The 22,528-nt window shown below is 45.2% G+C and carries 21 protein-coding genes and 1 pseudogene; 12 read left to right on the forward strand and 10 right to left on the reverse strand.

The window, feature by feature from the left end; all coding sequences use genetic code 11:
* Window positions 1–141 precede the first annotated feature (141 nt).
* From BCF53_RS17415 to BCF53_RS17425, 3 genes are all read left to right on the forward strand, one after another.
* A complete protein-coding gene (locus BCF53_RS17415) occupies window positions 142–2,049 on the forward strand; it encodes an ABC transporter ATP-binding protein (RefSeq protein ID WP_132703737.1) in 1,908 nt (635 codons plus the stop codon).
* 109 nt (window positions 2,050–2,158) lie between these two features.
* The gene (locus tag BCF53_RS17420; protein ID WP_132703739.1) at window positions 2,159–3,100 is read left to right on the forward strand and encodes a hypothetical protein; all 942 of its coding nucleotides are present in this window, start codon (window positions 2,159–2,161) and stop codon (window positions 3,098–3,100) included.
* A 668-nt stretch (window positions 3,101–3,768) separates the two neighbouring features.
* Window positions 3,769–4,698: a radical SAM/SPASM domain-containing protein gene (locus BCF53_RS17425; RefSeq protein WP_132703741.1), complete on the forward strand. Its 930-nt coding sequence runs from the start codon at window positions 3,769–3,771 to the stop codon at window positions 4,696–4,698.
* A 481-nt stretch (window positions 4,699–5,179) separates the two neighbouring features.
* Here the strand turns inward: BCF53_RS17425 and BCF53_RS17435 are convergent.
* The 8 genes and pseudogenes from BCF53_RS17435 to BCF53_RS19245 all read right to left on the reverse strand — a co-directional run.
* Window positions 5,180–5,389: pseudogene (locus BCF53_RS17435) on the reverse strand (transposase domain-containing protein); the annotation flags it as partial.
* A 277-nt stretch (window positions 5,390–5,666) separates the two neighbouring features.
* The gene (gene ltrA / locus BCF53_RS17440) at window positions 5,667–6,701 is read right to left on the reverse strand and encodes a group II intron reverse transcriptase/maturase (RefSeq protein ID WP_207902774.1); all 1,035 of its coding nucleotides are present in this window, start codon (window positions 6,699–6,701) and stop codon (window positions 5,667–5,669) included.
* A gap of 456 nt (window positions 6,702–7,157) precedes the next feature.
* A complete protein-coding gene (tnpC, locus tag BCF53_RS17445) occupies window positions 7,158–7,982 on the reverse strand; it encodes an IS66 family transposase (RefSeq protein WP_132703743.1) in 825 nt (274 codons plus the stop codon).
* A 9-nt stretch (window positions 7,983–7,991) separates the two neighbouring features.
* The gene (locus BCF53_RS17450) at window positions 7,992–8,627 is read right to left on the reverse strand and encodes an IS66 family transposase (protein WP_132703745.1); all 636 of its coding nucleotides are present in this window, start codon (window positions 8,625–8,627) and stop codon (window positions 7,992–7,994) included.
* 26 nt (window positions 8,628–8,653) lie between these two features.
* A complete protein-coding gene (gene tnpB / locus BCF53_RS17455; protein WP_132703747.1) occupies window positions 8,654–8,899 on the reverse strand; it encodes an IS66 family insertion sequence element accessory protein TnpB in 246 nt (81 codons plus the stop codon).
* 101 nt (window positions 8,900–9,000) lie between these two features.
* Complete coding sequence (gene tnpA, locus BCF53_RS17460) at window positions 9,001–9,282, reverse strand: IS66 family insertion sequence element accessory protein TnpA (protein WP_132703749.1); 282 nt, start codon at window positions 9,280–9,282, stop codon at window positions 9,001–9,003.
* 53 nt (window positions 9,283–9,335) lie between these two features.
* Window positions 9,336–9,668: a TnsA endonuclease N-terminal domain-containing protein gene (locus tag BCF53_RS19320; RefSeq protein ID WP_207902775.1), complete on the reverse strand. Its 333-nt coding sequence runs from the start codon at window positions 9,666–9,668 to the stop codon at window positions 9,336–9,338.
* Between the two features lie 298 nt (window positions 9,669–9,966).
* Window positions 9,967–10,179, reverse strand: a complete 213-nt coding sequence (locus BCF53_RS19245) for a hypothetical protein (RefSeq protein ID WP_165901969.1) — start codon at window positions 10,177–10,179, stop codon at window positions 9,967–9,969.
* A 55-nt stretch (window positions 10,180–10,234) separates the two neighbouring features.
* On the opposite strand from BCF53_RS19245, the gene BCF53_RS17470 reads away from it, so the two are divergent.
* Both BCF53_RS17470 and BCF53_RS17475 read left to right on the forward strand, forming a co-directional pair.
* Entirely contained in the window at window positions 10,235–10,543 is a 309-nt protein-coding gene (locus tag BCF53_RS17470) for a hypothetical protein (protein WP_132703751.1), read from the forward strand.
* Between the two features lie 134 nt (window positions 10,544–10,677).
* On the forward strand, window positions 10,678–13,563 hold the full coding sequence (locus BCF53_RS17475) for a valine--tRNA ligase (protein WP_132703753.1): 2,886 nt from the start codon (window positions 10,678–10,680) through the stop codon (window positions 13,561–13,563).
* A gap of 82 nt (window positions 13,564–13,645) precedes the next feature.
* On the opposite strand, the gene BCF53_RS17480 is transcribed toward BCF53_RS17475, so the two are convergent.
* Window positions 13,646–13,966 (reverse strand): hypothetical protein, encoded by a 321-nt coding sequence (locus BCF53_RS17480; protein WP_132703755.1) that lies wholly within the window; start codon window positions 13,964–13,966, stop codon window positions 13,646–13,648.
* A 45-nt stretch (window positions 13,967–14,011) separates the two neighbouring features.
* Between BCF53_RS17480 and BCF53_RS17485 the strand changes: the two genes are divergently transcribed.
* The 7 genes from BCF53_RS17485 to BCF53_RS19630 all read left to right on the forward strand — a co-directional run bounded on the left by BCF53_RS17485 (window position 14,012) and on the right by BCF53_RS19630 (window position 21,682).
* Entirely contained in the window at window positions 14,012–14,548 is a 537-nt protein-coding gene (locus tag BCF53_RS17485) for a hypothetical protein (RefSeq protein ID WP_132703757.1), read from the forward strand.
* Window positions 14,530–15,477, forward strand: a complete 948-nt coding sequence (locus tag BCF53_RS17490) for a transposase (protein WP_165901973.1) — start codon at window positions 14,530–14,532, stop codon at window positions 15,475–15,477. Before BCF53_RS17485 ends, BCF53_RS17490 begins: the two co-directional genes overlap by 19 nt.
* A gap of 227 nt (window positions 15,478–15,704) precedes the next feature.
* Window positions 15,705–16,208, forward strand: coding sequence for a hypothetical protein (locus BCF53_RS17495; protein ID WP_243645858.1), 504 nt, complete (start codon window positions 15,705–15,707; stop codon window positions 16,206–16,208).
* Window positions 16,209–16,218: 10 nt separating this feature from the next.
* Entirely contained in the window at window positions 16,219–17,844 is a 1,626-nt protein-coding gene (locus BCF53_RS17500; protein ID WP_132703763.1) for an RHS repeat domain-containing protein, read from the forward strand.
* A complete protein-coding gene (locus tag BCF53_RS19590; RefSeq protein WP_132703765.1) occupies window positions 17,756–19,945 on the forward strand; it encodes a golvesin C-terminal-like domain-containing protein in 2,190 nt (729 codons plus the stop codon). The genes BCF53_RS17500 and BCF53_RS19590 overlap by 89 nt, the downstream gene beginning before the upstream one ends.
* An 8-nt stretch (window positions 19,946–19,953) precedes the next feature.
* On the forward strand, window positions 19,954–20,307 hold the full coding sequence (locus tag BCF53_RS17510) for a hypothetical protein (protein ID WP_132703767.1): 354 nt from the start codon (window positions 19,954–19,956) through the stop codon (window positions 20,305–20,307).
* A gap of 1,156 nt (window positions 20,308–21,463) precedes the next feature.
* The gene (locus BCF53_RS19630; protein ID WP_132703769.1) at window positions 21,464–21,682 is read left to right on the forward strand and encodes a carbon storage regulator; all 219 of its coding nucleotides are present in this window, start codon (window positions 21,464–21,466) and stop codon (window positions 21,680–21,682) included.
* A gap of 40 nt (window positions 21,683–21,722) precedes the next feature.
* On the opposite strand, the gene BCF53_RS17520 is transcribed toward BCF53_RS19630, so the two are convergent.
* The gene (locus BCF53_RS17520; RefSeq protein ID WP_132703771.1) at window positions 21,723–22,355 is read right to left on the reverse strand and encodes a DNA/RNA non-specific endonuclease; all 633 of its coding nucleotides are present in this window, start codon (window positions 22,353–22,355) and stop codon (window positions 21,723–21,725) included.
* Window positions 22,356–22,528 lie beyond the last annotated feature (173 nt).

Here is a 22,528-nt window from a genome sequence, read left to right on the forward strand (position 1 = left end):
TTATGAATCACCTCTATAAAAATAAACGAAAATTACTTTAAAAGTGATTGAGATCATCTAAATATAAAATATGGAGATTTTGTATTACAAAATACAATAGGATGATTTAGTCGAACTTAAAATAAATAAAAAGGATGCTTAATGCTATTTTTAGACGGCTTTATTAGTAAGGTAAAAGATCTTATTGACCCTTATTCCGATAGTGGCATCGTTCCAGCAAGTGGAGTAATACGTTATCTTCTAGATCACACTGTAAAGCTTCGATCAATAATAATCTTAAGTATACTTCTCACTATTGTAACCGCTTCGGTAGAAGTTTACCTTGTTCAATACGCAGGTAGATTGATTGACATTCTTTCAGAAGCATCACCTCTTGAAGTCTGGATGGAAAGCAAAGGTGACTTGCTGTGGGCTTCATTCTTTATACTGCTACTAAGGCCGATTTCTCATTTCGCTAGGAACCTTATCAATCTAATTTCATTTCAGTGCAACTCAACTTCTACATTTAGGTGGAGTGCTTATCAATATACTTTAAAGCAACCAATTTGTTGGTTTCAAAAAGATATGACAGGTAGGGTTGCTTCTAGGCTATTTAGTGTTGGAAATTATGCAACAGATATTATATTCCATAGCTTGAATGTTGGTGCGTTTGCTCTAGTGTATTTAGTCGGAATTATTATAATGCTTGGCTCAATAACTCCAACATTAACTATACCTATTATTTTATGGTTCGTTTTTTATATTTGGCTTTTGGTTTATACGATTCCACGTGCAATTAAAACCAATTTGGATTTTCAGAATGCGAAGTCAAGCCTTATGGGTAGATTAGTTGATCGGATAGCAAATATCGAAACTGTAGCATTCTTTTGCTCTATTAAAGAGTCGTCTCAAGACTATAAAAATCAATTAGAAGAAGTTCGTGATGCACTCTTTGTTGCAAAGAGTGTTCAGCTATTTTTAAAGACGATGTTCGTATTGCTTGAAGGATGTATGTTGGTGGGGTTTGTTGGGTATGGAATTTGGCTATGGTCTCAAGGGCTAGCTAGTATCGGGATGGTTGGCGTGTCCTTGGCACTAAGCTTTAGAATTTCTTCGCTGGCCGAAATGGTTTTTGATGCAGTATGGATAGTATTTGAGAGAGTTGGGAGTTTAAAAGAGGCTTTAGCAACAATTTCTCAACCTCTTGAGATTGAAGATGCTCCTAACGCGGACCGCCTTAAAGTTAATGGGGCGGCTATTAGCCTTAATAATGTGTCCCATAAATATGGGCTAGGTTCGAAAGGAGGTGGCGTTAATAATCTTTCATTATCAATATCGGCTAAAGAAAAAATCGCAATAGTTGGTAGGTCTGGAGCTGGAAAATCAACGCTAATAAATATAATAATGAGAGTTTTTGATGCGGAAAGTGGGACGGTACATATTGATAATCAAGACATAACGTCCGTTACTCAGGAGAGTCTACGAGATTCTTTTTCTGTTGTGAGTCAGCAAACAAACTTACTAAATAGCTCAGTTTTGTACAACATAACGTTAGGTAAAAGCTCCTACTCATTAGAAGACATCGTTCTAGCAGCAAAAAAAGCAAAAGCGCACGATTTTATAATGGAATTGAAAGATGCTAAGGGTAGAGTTGGCTATGAAGCGCATATTGGTGAGAGAGGGGTAAAACTCTCAGGAGGTCAACGTCAAAGGCTTGCGCTGGCCCGGGCACTTTTTAAGGATTCTAAAATTTTAATATTAGATGAAGCCACTAGTGCATTAGACAGTGAAGTAGAGTTCGAGATTCAAGAGGCATTAAAGGCGGCCATGTTAGATAAGACAGTAATAGCTATAGCCCACAGGTTATCAACAATTACTCAGATGGACAGAATAATAGTTATGGATAAAGGAAATATTGTTGAGCAAGGGACTCACCAATCGCTTCTGTCTCAGGACAGTCTTTACTCTAAGTATTGGCTTAGACAAACTGGTGGGTTTGACATATTAGAGGACAACCCGTCAGTTGGTAAAAACGGAACGTATGTAGCTAATGACTTAGTTGCAAACTAATAAATACGGGTGGCTACTTTCTCGGTTAGATTGTCTAGACTATTTGCCGGGAAATTATGTGACGTAAATTGATTAATCTGGTTTTGTGTATTTGAGGTCCGTAATATATATGAAAGCACTATTGGCTAGAATCATCGGAAATTCTCTCCCCCCGAGACATAGCCCCACCCAAGCATTTAGAAATTTAAAATATATTTTAGAAAATGAAGTAGGAAATTCTTTTTTTGATAAGGTTTATATCGTAAATCGAATATTTGATGAGGTAGAGCGCTCCAAAATTATTGGCTTGCTTAGTGAGACTGGCTCGAATTACCTGGAGATACCATTTAATATCGAAGACTACAGGTCTATATCAATCATTGATGACATAGAATGGGTTGAAAGGCAAGTGGCACTGAACGGGTATTCTAAGACGATGCAGGATTACCCAGAGAAAATTAGGTTAATTGAGGAAGTTGCAAAGAACAGAAGTAAGATAGTCTATGCTATGAACAATAATGGCGCACGGAATTTTGTGCTAAACCAGTACATCCGCAAATACACATGGACAATGCCACTTGATGGGAACTGTTTTTTTACCCGGGAAGCTCTAGCTCTACTGGAAAATGAACTAATGGAGTTTAAGCATACTGAGAACTGTGTTGTTTTGCCTATGTACAGGCTGGGAGAATCATTAGATCCTTTGGTCGCTAGTCCACAAGATTTGAAGCCTTGCGAACCTCAGGTGATTTTTGGGTGTAATGCAGCATGCACATTTGATGAAAGACGGCCTTACGGGAGGCGCCCTAAAGTAGATTTACTAAAGAGACTTTCTGTCCCCGGGCCTTGGGATCATTGGGAGGACATGCCTTGGGAGATTCCAACCAATACAGATGAAAACCTGAAAGGTAGGTTCTATAGGTCTAACTCATGGGTCTTTAGGCTTCGGTCGGGCGATGATTCCCAAGAAGTTGGCTCAAACTCTAGTCTATCAAGGGTAGACGCAAGAAATAATGCTATCTTACATGCAATTAAAAGGCTCGATGAAAATGTGAGCACAGTCTGTTTGTGAAAGGTTTTTAGGTCTTAGGTTTAATGCTCTACTAAGTTCCTATCATTACTCTTTATAGAATAGAAGAGTATGGATAGGGGCTAACCCGATGAATATTATTCTCTCATTGACCTAAAAGCAAAAGGCTTTTTGTGAGGTAATTTGATCCTCACATTTTAGTAACGGAGTTATTAGATTAAAAGATCTATTTAACCTCACAAAGTTCATTATTGGAGAAGACGTTTTCTAGGAATGCATGGGTGCTAAATTTGAGTAACCGTTTTCTATTAGATCCTCCTAAAAAGAAAGGCACAGTCGGCTTAATTCGTGTGGAATAATATATCTAAAGATCAATTGCCCCTATAGATTGTACCGCTTTAATTTATTTATAAGGTAAATTATCAGTACCCTTGAAAATAAAAATTAAATTTAAAATCAGTGTTGCTGACATTGATATATCACTGAATAGAATGAGGTTATCTAAATATACAATATCATGGAAGCTTACTAACCATCATGTTAGCTAGATTTTTTTGTCATTGATAGCCTTCAATAGGTGACTTACAAAGTACTTTATTAATCTGAAAGCTTAGCCAAATAATTTTCTTGTATCAGAGAGGTTAAGCTTAAGTATAGAAATCGAATTGTGATTTTCTACAAACAACTAAAAATTACTAGGAAGTGAAGCAATGTTTAGAAAAGTTAGGCTGGAAGCAACACCAATATGCCAATTAAACTGTCCGTCATGTTCAACTGCAAAAGGCCAGAACACAAAGTTTCTTGGTAAGGGTTTTTTATCAGCAATGGATTTCCAAAGATTTGTGAGCCTTAATCCAGAGTTAGAATTTATCGAGTTGTCAAACTATGGAGAAATATTCTTAAACAGAGATTTATCTGAAATAGTTTCAATAGCACACTCCAATGGCGTTAAGTTAACTGCTATGAATGGCGTGAATTTAAATAGCGTAAAAGGGGGTATCTTAGAGGATTTGGTAAAGTATGGATTTTCGGAAATGCTGGTTTCTATTGACGGAGCAAGTAATGAAACTTATGAGATCTACAGGCGTAGAGGAAACTTTGATAAAGTTATTGAAAACATTAAGAAAATAAACTTCTATAAGACGAAGTATAATAGTCAATTTCCTATGTTGCATTGGCAGTTTGTAGTGTTCGGTCATAATGAGCATGAATTACCGTTGGCTAAGAAAATGGCTAAAGACTTAGACATGAACTTTATTCCTAAAAAATCTTGGGATGAGGTTTTCTCACCAATAAAAAATCCACAGTTTGTTAGAGAGCAAACCAATTGGCAATATGCTACAAGGACTGAAGAAGCAGAACTGAATAAGATGGATGAGAAGTACTATGCTTGCCGGCAGCTCTGGAGCAACCCGCAAATTAATTGGGATGGTCGAGTATTGGGGTGTTGCTGCAATATTTGGAATGATTTTGGGGTAAATGCATTTACTGCTCCTTTGAATGAGATTTTGAAGGGTGGAAATATTGGGTATGCAAGGGATATGCTCACCGGTAAAGCTCCTTCAAAAAGAGAAATACCTTGTTATAATTGTAAGAAGTATAAACTAATGGAAAAGACAGGGTCATACCTTGAAGTGTAAGTGACAAGACGGTGTGCAATAAATTGAGATCTGAAATCAGCTCTTCAATACGCCCGCTGCTTTCCATTTCTTTAAGAATTTCCGTTAACTCCGGTATCAGCTGTGCATTCTTAGTATGCAGGTAGTGAAACAACTTATGCGTAACAACAGTAGGGGTTAGCGGGTGAATGCCTTTGTCACCATATTTAAGTTCATCGAACCGTAGTTGCCGGAATACAACAACATCGGTCTGGCCGGTAGTAAGTGAATGAAGTAATAGCTCTTCAGTATCTGCCGGGAAGGTATCCATCCCCTGTGTGGACCCTGTAATTAATTCTGTGTAACTGCAGAGTTTATAAGTAATCTATCAGGCGCTCTTCAAATTCAATCATGAACCGATTGAGCGCCGCTTTCCAATTTCGTATCGGCATTGACCATTTTTTCGATGCATCCATGATCGCCAGATAGACGTTAGCGTTCACTCCAGACCGTCATTGACCCATCAAGCCAATGGCGATCTCAACGGACTTGCAGCAAACTTTTCTTTCCAAACCCGTGGCGTCAGCTCAATCACATCTTTCGCCGGATGACGGCTAACTCGTTGCAATACATCCGTCAGATAAACACTCGGATCAATGTCATGCAGCCTACAGGTGCTGATCAAACTCTGGCTGATGCCAACGTGTTCCGCACCCAGTTCTGTCCAACAAAGTCGAGTCAGCCAGGGAGAATTTCACTCCCAAGCTGCTCACAGAACCGTACGTGACAGTCTCCCGTCATACGGCTCCTCATCACACATTTGATGCACGTAGTATTTCCCAATGCGCAAACTGCTTTGGATTCGCTTTCCTGAGGAAGTTGAGCCGATGCTCAGCCTCTCTTATCGAGATCCGGTACTTATTGCAGGCCCATTTGATAAAGCGTGACTGGAAAGCACTCCAGATCCGGTAGCTGAAGTTTCGATACCAAAATTTCCCATAGTAGTTAATTCAGCCACGCAATACAGCATTGTTCCGCTTTGCTAACACCTTGATGCTTGCTTCTGTAGAACGATGAACCTTCCATGCCTTGATCGTTTGCGTGATCTTTTTCATCGCTTTCATCGCAGCGCCCGGTGCACAAGCTCGGTACAGTTCGCCTTTGTAGTTCCTCTTGGTTCGAACTTTGAAGTCGTATCCCAAGAATGTAAAGCAATGCTTCACGTTCCGTCGTGGAAACGTATCAATGTAGACCACGTTGGATTTGACCTCATTAATACTCAAACCAACTTCTTTCATCCGCTCCCTGATTTGATCTTTCAAGCGAACCGCTTCGCTCATGCGAGAACAGTGACAAACAATGTCATCGGCATAACGTTCAAATGGTGTGTACGGGTTTTCCCTGCACATCCACTGATCAAACGCATAATGCAGAAAGAGATTCGCAAGCAACGGAGAGATAACTCCCCCTTGCGGCGTCCCTTGTTGTCTCTCTTGAAGCTCTCCCGAGTTCAGCTTCATCGGTGCCAGCAACCATCGCTTGTAATACAAGGTGACCCAGGCTGGAACTTTATGGTGTTTTAACGCTTTCATAATAAGGTCATGGTCAACATGATCAAAGAACGCTTTAATATCAACCTCCAGCACCCAACCTTTTCGCCGGCAGTGATACTCGCATTGAGCAAGAGCATCGTGGGCTGGTCGATCTGGACGATAGCCAAAGGAGCTGTTATGGAATAACGGCTCCAGTATCTTTTCCAGATAGATTTTCACGACGCCTTGCGCCACGCGATCACTTACCGTTGGTATGCCTAATGTTCGTTCGCTGCCGTCCGCTTTCGGGATGCGTTTTTCTCGTACCGGCGGCGGAAAGTAACTACCTGAACTCAGGCGATTCCAGATCTTGTACAGGTTACGATCCCGCTGTTCATCAAACTGCGTAATGGTCTGACCATCGCACCCAGGTGCACCTTTGTTCTGGCGCATCTCTTGATACGCTTGCCAAACCAACGCTTTGGGAATTCCAAATGTTTTGCCCTGTTCCAAACATCATCCTCTTTTGAGTTGTGTCAGGTTCAGTTCGGTGATGCAGACCCCTTCGCTCCCATTCCATTACAGAATGCTCATCACTACTACGAGCCTGTCCGCCCCTGCATTCCAATGCGTGCCGAATGTAGGTTCTCACGTTCCCTAAACTGGCCTGTCTTGAGCTCTCGCTGCCTTAACACCGGATGCCATGTTGTCAGTAAACAGGCAGCCACAACACTCATCAGAGAGGGGCTATGCACTCTCTTTTTGACATAAGCTCAGATTTCGATGCTTCTTCGTACAGTTCACTTGCGTTCGACTTCTCAAGACTCACGTGACGGTAGTATCCCAGCCTTTTTCTGAAACGCTCACCACCAATCTCCTTAGAAACCAGCAGCATCAGGTTGTTTGATCAGTAGTCCTGCAACCCCTGACCGGAGGGCCTACCTCCATCCAATTTAGAGCATGTATTGACTATGCTGCGACTTTTACGTTTTCGTCATAGTTTCTACTTCGTGACACACATAGCCAGTTCTTCTTGCCCATTGGGATCGGCCGGATTTCTCGTTCCAGATGATTGGTATCCATCGCCACATCGGGGCTTTCCAAAAACACCTTCAGTTGGCGTGTGCGGTTCAAGGCGTAGTTTAAACCTTTCATCCAGGTATCATCCGGCAGTAAATCCGAGCGTTGCTTTTGTTCTTCGCAGAAGGCAAAAAATGCATCGACTATCGGCTTGCTGTGCTCGGCTCGATACCTCAGTTTCTTCTCAGTGCTTAGGTTTTTACGCTTGATCTCTTTTTCATGCCGATAGAGCTTGGCGATGAGCTCGAGCGCTTCGCTGACTGCCTGTTCTTCTTCGGCTTCGGCCTTGAGTAATTGTCGGCGCATGTGCACCCAACATTGGGCGTTGATCACTCTCTCTGACTTGGCTTCGTAACTGCTGTAGGCGGCATAGCCGTCCGTTAATAAGGTGCCTTCCCACACTTTATCCAATAAGTTCTGGATGTGCGCCATCCCTCGACTTTTCGAGAACGTGAACACAACTTCATCCTGCTCGCCGAATATCAGCCAGAAGTATGCCTGTTTCATTTTGCCGGGCTGTTTGCCTGCCCCAGGCTGACGCGTGGCTTTGATCGGGGTCTCATCCATAGCCAAGACTTTGCTTTCCAGCACATGGATGAGCTGTTCTACAACAATGGGGCGCAGTAACTCAATGGCCCGTTGAGTAATGTTGGTTAAGGTGGCTCGACTCGGCTGTATGTCCGCAGCCGTTAGCTGCTGATGCTGCCGGTGCAGCGGTAAGTATTACTGATACTTGTTCACCAGCAAGCCCACGGCAAAGCTGACATCGGCAATGGAGCTTTCAAAGACCATGTCCGGCAACGGTGCGGTGATTAATTGCGAGCTGTCTTTACGCTTAACGATCTGACGCTTGGTCACCACCACTTCATAAGCGCTGGTTTTCTGTACGATGTGGCTGACTTCTTTGTAGCCAACCACTTCATACTGGTCGGCATCACCGCCTTTGAGTTCATAGGCCTCAATGATGACCTCACGCACAGGCACGTTCTCATCAAAACGTAAACCGGTGGCATTGATTTCTGAACCCGTGCGTTTTTTGGGGGCTTTGCCACGACTCGATGTTTTTTGATCATCACCTTTATCACAGGAGGGTGTTGCATCTTCCTTCGACGGTTCGGCGGGTTCCGCTGGTAATGGGCCAGGCAAATCCGCCAGTTCATTTTGCTCGGGTGTGAAGCCAGTGCAGCGTTCGCTTTTAGCGCCAAACAGCTCTCGCTTTAAGGCCCGGTTTTCAGCTTCAACGATACGGTTATGCGAACGAAGGGCTTCGACTTCAGCACGCAGCTTTTCGACCTCACTCGGGTGGAGTAAGTCGTCGGTGATCGGTGCGGTTTTTGAAGCGGAAGTCGTTGGGTTCATGGCCGTGGATTATACCACGACTGGCCTTAACGATTGGCTTGATAGCGCTTATATTGGCGATATTTTTCAACTTTAATTCCCGCCAAGATGTGCTGCAAATCGACAGCATTGAGCGATTGCTTGCCAATAGGGTTTTCAGCGTAATTGAACTGCCCCTGGATAAGTCGCTTACTCCAAATGCAATAGCCCGTCGATTCAAAGTAAAGCACTTTCATTTGAGTTTTACGGCGATTGATAAACACATAATAGCCATTAAGCGGATCCTCCTGCAGTTGCCGCTTGACCTAACCCAGTAAACCGCGATACGACTTACGCATATCAGCGGGTTTGGTATAGAGCCAGATGGGTGACCGACTATTGGGCGTGAACACGATTAGCCCCGGCTCAATGTAAGTTCAACACCATCGCCTAAAGCCAGCGTGATATGCCATTTATCAGAACCGGGTGAGATAGATCTCAGATCCACAAAGTCAGACTGACTCCGTTCGTTGCGGTCAACCTGCGAAGTAGGAAAGCGTTGTTTCCATTTGCAAAAACTGGTGTAGGCGATTTGGTTTTGCTCACAAAACTTCGCGGCGGAAAGGCCGGAATGTTGTTGAGCTTCAACTAAAGATTGCCATTGTTCAGAAGATTTACGCCGATAAAGTTGGGACATAAAAAGGATTCCTGTGATTGGTTAAAAACAGGATCCAGTGTAAGGTGGTGTGATTAGCTGGTGAATGACGGCGTGGAATGAACGCTTACTTTATAGCTCCCTGCCTCAGCAGATTTACCAGCGATAATTTCATATCCTATGCCTGAAGCTACTCCCATCAGTTCCGCTGCATCTTTCTTGTCTTTCACATTTTGAGAGTCGATCATATGTTCACCTTTTACTTCGATCATGACATAAGATCCGTCTTCTTTTTTAATTAGGAAGTCAGGATAATAACTGCGAACGCGCTGAGTATCTGAATCAACGTAGTGGATAACAAAGTCACTTTGGCCATGAGTTAGCATGCCGGTAAACCATATCTTGTTGACCTTTTCATCGTGGAGCATATCTTAGAAATACTGGCGCTCAGGGTTAGAGTCAAAGCAATGGTCACTGACGTGAAAACTCTTATTTGCGACATCAGAAACCTGGTCACTAGTTTTTCTTATGATCTTATCTTTAGATGCAGTTACGGGGTAATAGCCCGGATCAATTGGCGGCTCTTTTACCAACTCTACTTCGAATTCCTCGGTAAAGCTTTCGAACTCAATATCGTACATTGCTTTAAACAGGCGTGGAATTATTTGGTCATATAGTACTTCGCTAAATTGGTTAACGAGCTCTAGAATGCCCTTACACCATACGTCACAGCCTCGACAAAATTGCCGACAGCACACCGGAAATTCCAACGCTGGAAGAAGTTGTCGGCCATCGGCCGCCCACATCGGTTAACCCGGAAAACCCGTTCCTTTCCACCAGCTCGCTTTCCGAGCTGATTAAAATCCGCAACGAAGCCGAAGCGCGTGAAGCTGAAAAACTGGCCAGCATAGAGCGCATTAAACCGGTTAATGAAATCATCGTCACACCTGAGCAGCCCGATTTTCTGGACGAAGATTTAAGCTCGACAGAAGAAGTGGCTGCCACCGAGCCTTCAGAAGCAGAGCGCCCAGCACAGGAACAAGCAGCACCGGAACAGACAGATGCCGAGCCGGAAACTCTCGAGCTGCCAAATATTGAGCAACCCGACCCGGAACGCATCGTTACCAGCCTGGCCTCTGCATTCGACACCAGGAAAGAGCAGGCAGTAAAAGAGCAGGTTGCCCTGTTTGAAGCCGAATTGCGCGACCGACTGGAGCTGGACTTCCGCGAACTGGTACGTAACTGGTACCGCGAACACCATATGGCCATTCCGGAAGCCTTTATTAGTCGCGATCAAAATTAACCACGCCAGCTATTAAAAAGCCCATACAAAGCCTGACCTTAGCAGGCCAAAGCTGTATAATCGCTCTTATGCCTGCGCCAGCCGCACCTATTGACGACTAGCTCGAATTAACAAAAAGCAGAGACTGAACCCTCATGGAAAAAACCTATCAGCCGAATCAGATTGAAACCAAGCATTATCAGACGTGGGAGCAAAACAACTATTTCCGCCCGAGCGGAAACGGTGACCCCTACTGCATTATAATTCCGCCACCGAATGTCACCGGCAGTCTGCACATGGGGCACGCATTCCAGCAGACCATTATGGATGCACTAACCCGCTACCACCGCATGATGGGCCACGACACCCTCTGGCAGCCCGGTACCGACCACGCTGGCATCGCAACACAAATGGTTGTTGAGCGTCTGCTTTCTGCTGAAGGTAAAACCCGCCACGATCTTGGCCGCGAAACCTTTATCGATCGCGTTTGGGAATGGAAAAACCAATCCGGCGGTACAATTACTAACCAGATGCGTCGACTGGGCGATTCGGTGGACTGGGAACGCGAACGCTTCACTATGGATGAGGGCCTGAGTGAAGCTGTACGTGAAGTCTTTGTTCAACTGTATGACGATGGCTTGCTGTACCGCGGTAAGCGACTGGTGAACTGGGATCCTAAATTCCACACCGCCATTTCAGACCTTGAAGTAGAAAACCACGAAGAACAGGGCAACCTGTGGCACTTCCGCTATCCGCTGGCCGATGGCGAAACCACCTCCGATGGCAAAGATTATTTAGTTGTAGCAACGACCCGTCCGGAAACTATGCTTGGTGACTCCGCCGTCGCCGTCCATCCGGAAGATGAGCGCTACACCTCGTTAGTTGGCAAGTTTGTAGACCTGCCATTAGTTGGTCGCCGCATTCCTATCGTTGCTGACGATTACGTTGATATGGACTTCGGTACTGGCTGCGTAAAAATCACCCCTGCGCACGACTTTAACGACTACGAGTTAGGCAAGCGTCATGGCGCACAGCTGATCAACATTTTCGACCAGAGCGCTGCTGTACTAGAAACCGCTCAGGGTTTCGATTACGAAGGCAAGCCATTAGAAAGCTTCGACGGCTCATTACCAGAAGGTTATGCCGGCCTGGACCGTTACGATGCACGTAAGAAGATCATCGCAGATTTCGAAGAAGCTGGCTTATTCGATTCCATAAAAGACCACACACTAATGGTGCCACGCGGTGACCGCTCTGGCGCTGTTGTTGAGCCTTGGTTGACTGACCAATGGTATGTGGCTGCTACGAAAATGGCACAGCCTGCAATCGACGCCGTAAAAGATGGCCGAATCGAATTTGTACCAAAGATGTTCGAAAACGAATACTGGCGCTGGATGGACAACATCCAGGACTGGTGTATTTCCCGTCAGCTCTGGTGGGGCCACCAGATTCCGGCATGGTATGACGCCAGCGGCAAGGTTTACGTTGGCCGCAGCGAAGAAGAAGTACGCGAAAAGCACAACCTGGGTGCCGATGTAGAACTGACGCGAGACGAAGACGTACTGGACACCTGGTTCAGCTCCGCGCTGTGGACATTCTCTACGCTGGGTTGGCCGCATGATATGGAAATGGTGCATCGTTTCCACCCAACTGACGTCCTGGTTACCGGTTTCGACATTATCTTCTTCTGGGTGGCGCGCATGATTATGATGACCATGCACTTCATCAAAGATGAGAACGGCGAACCGCAAATCCCTTTCAAAAAGATTTATATGACCGGCCTGATTCGCGATGAGCACGGCGCGAAAATGTCCAAGTCTAAGGGTAACGTACTTGACCCAATTGATTTAATTGACGGCATTGACCTGGACAGCCTGGTAGCCAAACGCACCAGCGGTATGATGCAACCTAAGCTGGCCGCCAAGGTTGAAAAAAATACCCGTAAATCCTTCCCGGAAGGCTTTACCGAGTCTGGCACCGATGCCCTACGCTTCACACTGACTTCACTGGCTTCTCTGTCACTCGATATTAACTTCGACGTAAAACGCTTAGAAGGCTACCGTAACTTCTGTAACAAGCTGTGGAATGCTTCACGCCTGGTACATATGAACACCTTTGAAGCCATTGAAGGCTCAGATGAGTTCGGTGCACCTTTAGATTGCGGTCAGAACGGCGGTGAAGTTGAGCTTTCTTTAGCCGACAAGTGGATTCAATCGCGTTTGCAGGTATTAATTGGCGAAGTCCACAAACACTACGCCCAGTACCGCTTCGACCTGATGAGCCAGGCACTCTACTCCTTCATTTGGGACGAATACTGTTCCTGGTACTTAGAGCTTTCCAAGCCGGTATTCTGGAACGAAAGCAGCACCGAAGTGCAACTGCGCGGCACCCGTAAAACGGTTGTGTCTGTGCTGGAAACACTGCTGCGATTAATTCACCCAATCACACCGTTTATCTCCGAAGAGATCTGGCAGAGCCTGAAGCCGGTTTCTGGCTGTGCTGGCGATTCCATTATGCTTGAAGCCTTCCCGGTGGCCGATGAAAGCATGATCGATGAGAAAGCCGAAGCTGATCTTGAGTGGGTTAAGGGTGCGATTCAGGGCATTCGTAACATTCGCGGCGAAATGAACATTGCACCGGGTAAACCGCTGAATGTTCTGCTGCAAAACGGTGATGCCGAAGACAAGCGGCGCTATAAAGAAAACGAAACCTTCTCAAAACAGCTGGCCAAGCTTGAAAGCATTACCTGGCTTAACGAAGGCGATGAAGTACCACCAAGCTCAACGGCACTGGTTGGTCACCTGAAAGTTCTGGTACCAATGGCAGGCTTAATTGATGTCGACGCTGAAAAAGCCCGTATCAATAAAGATGTTGAGAAAACCGAGAAAGAACTGGCCCGTGTAGATGGTAAGCTGAACAACGAAAAATTCGTTAGTAAAGCGCCAGAAGCCGTTATCGCTAAAGAGCGCGAAAAAGCAGAAGCCCTGAAAAGCAAACTGACTGATTTGAAAGCTCAAATCGAACAGTTAGACGCACTCTAATAGTTCACAGCAGTAACAAAAGAGGAACGTCAAATGGCGTTCCTTTTTTTGCCTGACTGATCCACCCTGAAATAAGTTGCCACTAATAACGACGGCGGCGCAAGCTATGAAAAGATTTGTTATTGGATTTTTGCTCTGCTTTTTTCCGTTCTGCTTCGCGACGTTTTTTAGCCTCTAATCGAAAGCGTTCTTCCTTTGCTTTTTTCATGAAAAAAATAATTTTCAGCAACAGAATAACGGCTAACATTACAGCGAAAAACAGCAGTATCATTTGCACCTCTAACGATGCGCCACCACTATTCATGTAGCGAGCCATCCCCTGAATGCGCTCCGTTTGATCAAGCTGCGGTAATGGTAAAAATAAGCTATTAAAACTCAAGTTTCGGAGTTCAAATTCAGCCAAAAAATCCGCCTAATACCCTAATTTAAAGGGAGGGCGGCCTTTAAAATGGTAAACTTTAATCACCACAAAGAAAGAACCAAAGAAAAGGCCGATATGAATACTGACACACCCTCCAAACGTTTGCCAACCCTGATCAGCGAGTTCTTCACATCACCGTCCGAATGCTTCGATAATATCTTCTCCGAAAGCTGGAAGTCTTTAAATATGAACCATCACATTCGTCGATCTGGGTTCACTAAGCGATCTGGCCTTGGCATCAGCGAAGCCGTGTTCCTGCTGCTTATCTGGAAGTGGATCAACGTCAACTCCATCTGCATGTTTGCGCGCCAGTCATTAGGTTGCTTTGCCAATGCGTCCAAGGATGTTATGTATGATTTGCTCAAACGACCCGATGTTAATTGGCGTAAGTTCAACCTATTGGTCGCGGCTCAAATCCATAAATCGCCCGCCATCAAGCATAGCCAAACCCGAACGTTTGTTCTGGATGATTCAGTGAAAACGCGGCGTGGTAAAAAATGGAGGGCGTGTCCTGCCACTTTGATCATACCGAAGGTCGGCATGTCATGGGCGAGCAGGTCTTAACGCTTGGGCTGGCCACAGAAGAAGAATTTTTACCTTTGGACTCCAATATCTTCATCAGCCAATCAAAAGCACAGGGGCTTAATCAGCCCTTTTCGGATCAACGCAGCGTTGTCGCCAAACGCTATCAAGACGCAGTAGCAAACGATAAGCCATCAATGGCGGAAGGCATGATCCAGCGTGCCCAAAACCAAGGTATCCAAGCAGACTACCTCGTAGCTGATGCGTGGTTTGGTACCAAGCGTATGGTGGATGTCGCGATCAGCCAAGGGCTAACTGGCATATTTCGCATGAAAAAGGGCCAGCAAAAGTTTACTGCCCAGCTGATCCATGACAGCTATCAGCAACAAGATCTCAACTTGAAAGAGAGGTACCATAAAATCGTCAAGTCGCAGTGGCGCAAAGTTGCCGGACTCCCGTGGAAAGCCTGCAGCATTAAAGCGGAGATGGATCTGAACACCGATCAAGGGCAACCTGCGCGAAAGGTGGGTGTTAAACTCTTGTTCGTACGAGGATTAAAAACAAAGGAAGGCCAGACGCCGGGACGCAAAGATTGGGCGGTATTTTTAACGACGGATGCCACCATGAGCATGAGTAAAATGTTGGAAGTGTACGCATTACGTTGGAGCATTGAAGTGTACTTCAAGGAGGCGAAGCAACACTTAGGCTTTCTGAAAGAACAAACGGTAAGCTTTGCCTCACACATAGCCTCCATTCACTTAACGGCGATCCGTTATCTGGTTTTAGTGCATGCGAAAAACAAGAGTAAGAGCGCCAACCCAGCGAGTGTCAGGCGTCAGATTAACGATCAAATGAATCTACTGAGCATGGCAGGTCGACTCTGGCAGATGTTCAGAACGGTGATACAGGGGGCGCTCAATGAGCTGTCAGCTGAGTTTGATGTGATGGGCGTTCTTAAAAAAAATCGATGAAAAGATCGAAGCATTTTTTGTTCAAGCGCTCCAGTTAGATACGTTCACTATGAAGCAAGAGCACTGTGTCGAAACTTAGCTGAAATGAACTCCGAAACTTGAGTTATAAAAAAGGATCTTGGCGTCAACCTCCAACTGCTGAGCAATCGAAAGAAGACTGCTCTGGTTGACGCCTTAACGAGACGTTTACTGATTACGTCACCAGTATTCTGAATGAAGACGGCACCGTGATCGCAAACATCGATTACAACGACGATGGCAAAGCCATCTTATCGGAACTGAACGACAACGCCGAACGCGTGGAAGTGAGTTATTCCGATACCGAAGATAAAGCCAGCGTGAAGTTTTATCGAGATTACGACGTGGATGCGTATCGGGAAGAAGAATACAGCTACGGCAAATATCGAGGTGTTTATAAACTCACGCAAAAAGAAATCACCGTGTGTGATGACTGTGAACTCTCAATCGAGACGTGGGAGTTTAACGACGACGAACTGTTGGAACGTCACACCAGCCCGGCCGGCATCATCACCGAATACAGCTACGACGATGAGGATCGCAAGATCAGTCAAACGAATGCGGTCGGTACCGCAGAAGAGCAAACCACAACCTATACGTGGAACGACACACACAACCAAATTGAAACGATCACGACGCCAACGGAAGTCACGAGCTACACGTTTGATGACGATGGCAACCGATTAACCACCACCATTACGCCAGTGCAGTAACGGAAGAAAGATGCAACTTATGCGATTTACCAATAACCGTCAACCCATGCAGATGAAAGGTATCGCACTGGCGATGTCTTTGTGCATTCTGGGTCAGGCTGAAGCCAGCCGTCAAACCAGCTACACCTATAACGATTACGATCAGGTCACATCCGTTGATGGGCCTCGAACGGATGTGAGTGATGTCACAACCTATACCTATGACAGTGCAACGGCGGAATTACTGACGGTCACGAATGCCTTAGGTCATACAACAACCTACAGCAATTATACCAACGGAGGCCTGGCACAAACGATCACCACACCAAGTGGCGCCGTCACCGATGTTGAATACCGCTGGGATGGACAGATTAGCTCGCAAACCGTGACCAGTGATGCCGGAACGCAAACCACGGAATACACCTATGATAACAATGGGAACTTAACGGCCGTTGTGATGCCAGATGGTAGCGAGCTGTTCTATGAGTACGACGGTGCACAGCGACTCGTGGCGATGAGTAATGGTTTGGGTGAGCGTATTGAGTATACGTTAGATACCGCAGGCAATATCGTCGCCCAATCGATCCAAGACAGTGCCGCGACCATTTACAGCCAGCACTCGCAAGTGTTTGATGACCTGATGCGTTTACGTGAGCAGGTCGGCGGAACGGATTATCAAACCACACAACTGGATTACGATGCGGATGGTCGGAATACCAGTGTGACAGACCCGAAACAAAATCCAGCCACCGAGTACAGCTACGATAACCTCAATCAGCTGACGGACATCGTTGACAGTGCTTATGGCACAACCACCATGACCTATAACGACCATGGTCTGATTGAGACAGTAACCGACCCTCGTGGCTTAACCACGACCTATACCTATAATGGTTATGGTGAAATCGAAAGCATTGTGAGTCCAGATACCGGTACGACCACCTTTGAGCACGATGATGCCGGCAACGTCACCAGCCGCACCAATGCAAACGCGACAACCATTAACTACAGTTACGATGCTCTAAACCGACTGACGGAGCAGAGCTACCCTGACGATCCGACGCGTAATATCTTGTTTGAATACGACGATACCGGTACCGGCATAAATGGCAGCGCAAACTACGGTATTGGCCAGCTGACCCAGGTGACGTATTACGGCGGCCAGATTGATTACCAGTATGATCAACTGGGCCGTTTAATTGCGGAACAGCGCAGCATTGACGGCATCGCCTATGTGACCGAGTACGGTTACAACGAAGCCGGCCAACTGACCACCTTAACCTATCCATCTGGTCGGCTGGTTAATTACAGCTATGACACACAAGGTCGATTAGCAGGCATTACCACACAAGACGACGCCAGTGCTGAGAGCGACGTTGTTGTCTCTGAGATCAGTTACCTGCCGTTTGGCCCAATCAGTACGTTTACCTATGGCAACGGTGTCGTTCAGACCTACGACTATGATCTGGACTATCGACTGACCAGCATGGCCAGCGAGGTCAATGACTGGGCTTATTACTATGACCTGAACAGTAATATCGAGTCGATCATCGACAGCAGTGACAGCGATGGCTCGCAAACGTTTGAATATGATGAACTCAATCGACTCATATACGCTAACGGCCCCTATGGAGAATACACCTACAGTTATGTATGAGGTGGGTAACCGAACGCAGCGTACGGTAACGGATGCAAGCAGTGTAGTGACAACGGAAGACTATACTTATGCAGCGGATGCGAACCAGCTTACCAATATTGATGTGGATGAGGATGGCGTGACGACGGATAACCGTCAGTTTGCTTACAGTGAAAGTGGACAGTTGCTGTTGGACATCAACAACGAGCGCACCATTGACATCGCGTACAATGAAGATGACCGGCCCGAACAAGCGGATATCTACACCACCGAGACCCGTACAGAAACGTATCAATATAACCCGATGGGGCAGCGAATTGCATACACCTCTGAAGGTGATACGTATCACTTGCATTACGATGCGCAAGGTAATCGGATAGCAGAGACGGATGGCAGTGGCAGTGTCCAAAACGAATACATCTACTTGGGGGCGTTGAAGGTTGCTGTCATCACTTCAGGTTCTGCCGGATCACGTACTGTGGGAACGGTAAGCCCTATGGAAATTGATATCGAAGATGATGGGGTGCTCACCGGAGATTGGACTGCATCAACTTCGGTATCAGGTTATGAAGGGGGCAATTATTTATATTCTCACGCGAATAGGGTGTCTGTCATTGAGTCAGGTAATGTAATTGACAACCTCGATCTGGAGGCTTCGTCTACTAGTAACTGGAATAGCTCTGTCAGCGTGAGTGGCTTCGTTGGTAGTAATTATCAGTATGCTGCAAAAGGTGATGGGAGTCAGCAGTTTACGTGGCTGCTTAGTGATTACACTGGTACTTATGAACTGCTTGTGAATTTTACTTCTCATGGAAACCGAGCCAGCAATGCGCCCTATACTATTTACCATGTAGGCGGGAGCACCACTGTAGAGGTTAACCAGACAACAAATGGCGGAAGCTGGGTAAGCCTTGGGGCTTATGATTTGGACGAAAATAGTTCCATCGTTCTATCTAATAACGCCGATGGTTACGTCATTGCAGATGGCATAATGGTCGTCAACGAGCTTGAACTTGAGTATCCAATAGCCAATTGGCCAATCACCATTGCCGAAAGTGGCACTTATAACCTCTATGCCAACTGGACGTCGAATAGTAATCGGGCGAGCAACGCTGTCTATACTGTCAGTAGTGGCGACAATCACTATATAGTGGAAAAAAACCAGCAAGTCGATGGTGGCGAATGGCAATTGCTGGGTGAGTACACGTTAAGCAGTGAGAATAGTAATAGTATTAGTTTAATCGCTGGTGCAGATACTGACGGTTATGTTATTGCGGATGCTGTAAAAGTCGAGCTCGTCGAAGCGGTTCAAACATCGGAGCTTGCAGGTATGTTTTTTATCCATAACGATCACATTGGCACACCGAAGATCGTTACAGATGAAAGCCAAGCGGTCGTTTGGGAGGTGTCGACGAAACCGTTTGGGGAAGTGGATGTGGTAACGGAACTGATGGAGTTTAACGCTCGGTTCCAGGGGCAATATGCCGATGGTGAGACTGGGTATGTTTACAACTACTATCGGGATTACGACCCATCAATCGGGCGGTATATCCAGAGTGATCCGATAGGGCTACAGGGTGGGTTGAATACTTATGGGTATGTTGGTGGGAATCCTATAAACTTTTTTGATTTATTCGGGCTAGAAGTTACAGGTGGCTGGGCGAAGGAGCCGAGTATTTCTTTTACTGCCGGTCTGCGGCGCAATCGAGATACGTGTTATGACGGACATTTAGGAGGTTGTTACTGGTCAGGTACAGATTATGGCTTAGGTGTAGAAATTTATATGCAGCTTCGTTTAGTTGTATCTGACTGGGTTCTAGTATGTTCAGATACTGAAACCTGTGAAAACTGGACCGTAGAGGGGAATGGCTTTTTCGACTACAGAGACATTACAGTTACCAATGCAAATCCTGTACTAGCTTGTGGAGCGGCTAAGGGGGCGGGAGCAATCAAAGTTCTGCCTTATACTTGCCCAATACTACCAGTTGTGGATTTCTATAGTTCATATAGTGCTTATAAAGAAGAAATGCTGGCGGCGGCAAAAGCATATGTCGAACGATTAAGTCCCGAGCAAAGAGCCGAGTTATGCAGACTAAAGCGTAAGTTAAATGGCGGGGGTTAGTAAATCTCATGGATTACCAGAAGTATCTTAGAGTTGCTGTTTTTATAGGTTGTATCGTGTTTCTATACATCCTAGTTTTCAACTATGGATCAGTTGAGGTTGTAAATACCTCCAACACAGAAGAGCTGTACCTAAGTGAGTTAGTTGAACAATGTAACTCGCTTAAGCGCGGCTCTTCACTAAACGTGGTACAGTCCAAAATTACAGCTCGTAACAAGGAGTTGACCTTTAGAGGGGATAGCCAAACGCAGGTTATTTATTGGATATCAAAGAAGCCTGATAGCGATGTTAAACCTGATGACAGCTTTTGCTATGTTGAGTTTGATTCTGAAGGTAGGTTAACTGAGGCTAAAATGAAATAGGCATCAGCCTATGTATTAGGCTTTAGTCTGAATTATCGACTGTTAGTTTACAGATAGAAGTTCCCAAGTAGTTTGCATTATCACCAGCACGGCATGCACACCTAATCAAATTCGGTGTGCACGTTTCACCAGTAGGGCATGCATTTGGGTGCAGCGCCTACAATTGCGGACGCTGGCTTAAATGCATACTCGTACTGTTCCAGTGTGCAGGCTGAATCTGAAAAAGTGTGCATGGGATTATGGTGGAAGTGCAAACTTAGAGGATGCTCAGGTAAGAAATAACTAAGAAAGTTTCTTATCTAAACCAGAAATAAGAAAGAAATTTATTATACCAGCATTCTATTAGATATCGTTGTGCTGCATGACAAATGTCGTGTTGCGGCTAATCGGTATTTTCTTCTGTGCCGATCAATTCCTGAATTTTTCCAGAAAATAGCTCTTTGAACTTTTCTAATCTGCTGGGTAGTTGATCTAAGTGTCCCATGCGACATTTTTGGTCTACCAATTCCCGTACCTTCGCCTAACTGGGATTTACCAAATTAATTTATAGTAATAAGGATTCTTATGTCTCAAGGGCTATTTTTTGCAATTTGGTATGTGGTTGCTCTTGTGGTTTTAATGTATTTGAACACAAGACTAATAAGAAACGTAAAGTCAGAATATAAAGGGTTATGGCATGGATTATTATTGGTCAAACCCGAGCGGCTTAATGAAAAAGGGCTTCGATTAAGGCGCATCGCCATCCTATTTATATTTATATATTTGATAGGTGGAGTCCTTGTATTAAGAACTATCTACTGAACGTTTGTTCTGAATTAGATATTACCTGCATATTCACCAGTATCATGTGCACACCTAATCAAATTCGGTGTGCACGTTTCACCAGTGGCGCCTGAATTTGGGTGCAGCAGTTGCAGTCAGATAGAAAAAGGAACAAACTTGGTCACACTCAGGCGCTTATGCTTGGGTCAGTATGTTGTATCGAAAATTGAAAGCGGTGTTGATTTATATTTCTCGGATTTAACTCCGAGGTGCATTACTGTTTAGCTTATAATGCCAATTTTCAACCATCGATAATCTGGCTAGATAATTAAGACTGTAGAAAAGGAATCATATTTAGCGATAGCTATAATAAAAATCTAAAGGAGGTAGATTTATGCTTACACTGAATCGTAAATTAGGTGAATTAATCCATATCAATGATTCAACGTCAATTGAAGTATCCCGTATCAGCGCTAACTCAGTCAGGCTAACAATATATGCACCTGACTCTGTTAGCATCGTTCGACAAGAGTTACTTGAGAGAATTCAGAAGGGTGACAAAGCCCCTGAATCTGGTCGTATAATTTCGATATCTCATTCTTCAGACATCTAGAGTCAGGTGCTGTCATTTGAAATCTGAGTAAGCCTCGCTTTTAACAGCCTAAGCGTTGTGCTATTTGACTGTCAGAGGTTATGTTAAGCGCTTCAATTGGGAGGTCGCTCATTGAGATTTGAAAGTCACAAAAGTTATCTTTTCGGCTAATTGTCTGGGGTAGCATGAAGGCAGCTCCATGGCCTTTGATGTCATACACGACTTTATAGTATGCGCTTGGAACTGAGTGGGGCTCATCTGCACCAGGCAGTTTTAGTTCGGAATTTTCAAAGGTTGGTCCTGTAATAACCCACAGTGAATCCCGGAAACTTACTGCGTTCCTTACGGAGTCCTCTAATGCTTTCCAAGGTCCTTGGTTTAGATCTCTATCCTGGGGTGTAATATTCGAGAGGTAGTTAGCTTCGTACCAATATTTACTCCCGGCAAATGTGGCTAAAGGCGCTTGGTGGCCGCGATCTGATTGTAGGTTGGATGAACTCGCTCCTTTGTAGTCATCTGGCTCTAAGGTCATGTCTGGGCTTAATGCTGGATTATTGTTCCAGTCCCGCCCTGGTGATACCCCGAAATTAGTTGAATCCACCTCATAAGCGACCCAATCAGCTAGTTTAGTGTTCGGATTCATAGAAAGGGCATAAATATGCCCAAAAAACTCAGTATTATTTGTGGCGCTCACCGGGCACCCTAGAGGGCAGTGAACAGATACGCTAGTGCCTGCAATTGATGTAGAGGCCAGTAGAGCTGAGAGCGCGGTCTTAGTATCAAGTTTGAAGTGCGACACCGATAGTTATTTTCCATAGTACATTTCCTCCGGTGTTTTGTAGTCGTATCTTTTCCTGGGGCGGCTAT

The sequence above is a fragment of the Reinekea marinisedimentorum genome (assembly GCF_004341165.1).
Taxonomy (GTDB): domain Bacteria; phylum Pseudomonadota; class Gammaproteobacteria; order Pseudomonadales; family Natronospirillaceae; genus Reinekea; species Reinekea marinisedimentorum.

Coding starts and splice junctions, on each gene's coding strand:
- BCF53_RS17415 (WP_132703737.1), top strand. CDS start 142: ATGCTATTTTTAGACGGCTTTATTAGTAAGGTAAAAGATCTTATTGAC.
- BCF53_RS17420 (WP_132703739.1), top strand. CDS start 2,159: ATGAAAGCACTATTGGCTAGAATCATCGGAAATTCTCTCCCCCCGAGA.
- BCF53_RS17425 (WP_132703741.1), top strand. CDS start 3,769: ATGTTTAGAAAAGTTAGGCTGGAAGCAACACCAATATGCCAATTAAAC.
- BCF53_RS17450 (WP_132703745.1), bottom strand. CDS start 8,627: ATGAACCCAACGACTTCCGCTTCAAAAACCGCACCGATCACCGACGAC.
- tnpA (WP_132703749.1), bottom strand. CDS start 9,282: ATGTCCCAACTTTATCGGCGTAAATCTTCTGAACAATGGCAATCTTTA.
- BCF53_RS19320 (WP_207902775.1), bottom strand. CDS start 9,668: ATGCTCCACGATGAAAAGGTCAACAAGATATGGTTTACCGGCATGCTA.
- BCF53_RS19245 (WP_165901969.1), bottom strand. CDS start 10,179: ATGATTTCATTAACCGGTTTAATGCGCTCTATGCTGGCCAGTTTTTCA.
- BCF53_RS17475 (WP_132703753.1), top strand. CDS start 10,678: ATGGAAAAAACCTATCAGCCGAATCAGATTGAAACCAAGCATTATCAG.
- BCF53_RS17485 (WP_132703757.1), top strand. CDS start 14,012: ATGGTAAACTTTAATCACCACAAAGAAAGAACCAAAGAAAAGGCCGAT.
- BCF53_RS17490 (WP_165901973.1), top strand. CDS start 14,530: ATGGGCGAGCAGGTCTTAACGCTTGGGCTGGCCACAGAAGAAGAATTT.
- BCF53_RS17500 (WP_132703763.1), top strand. CDS start 16,219: ATGCAACTTATGCGATTTACCAATAACCGTCAACCCATGCAGATGAAA.
- BCF53_RS19590 (WP_132703765.1), top strand. CDS start 17,756: ATGGCTCGCAAACGTTTGAATATGATGAACTCAATCGACTCATATACG.
- BCF53_RS17510 (WP_132703767.1), top strand. CDS start 19,954: ATGGATTACCAGAAGTATCTTAGAGTTGCTGTTTTTATAGGTTGTATC.
- BCF53_RS19630 (WP_132703769.1), top strand. CDS start 21,464: ATGCTTACACTGAATCGTAAATTAGGTGAATTAATCCATATCAATGAT.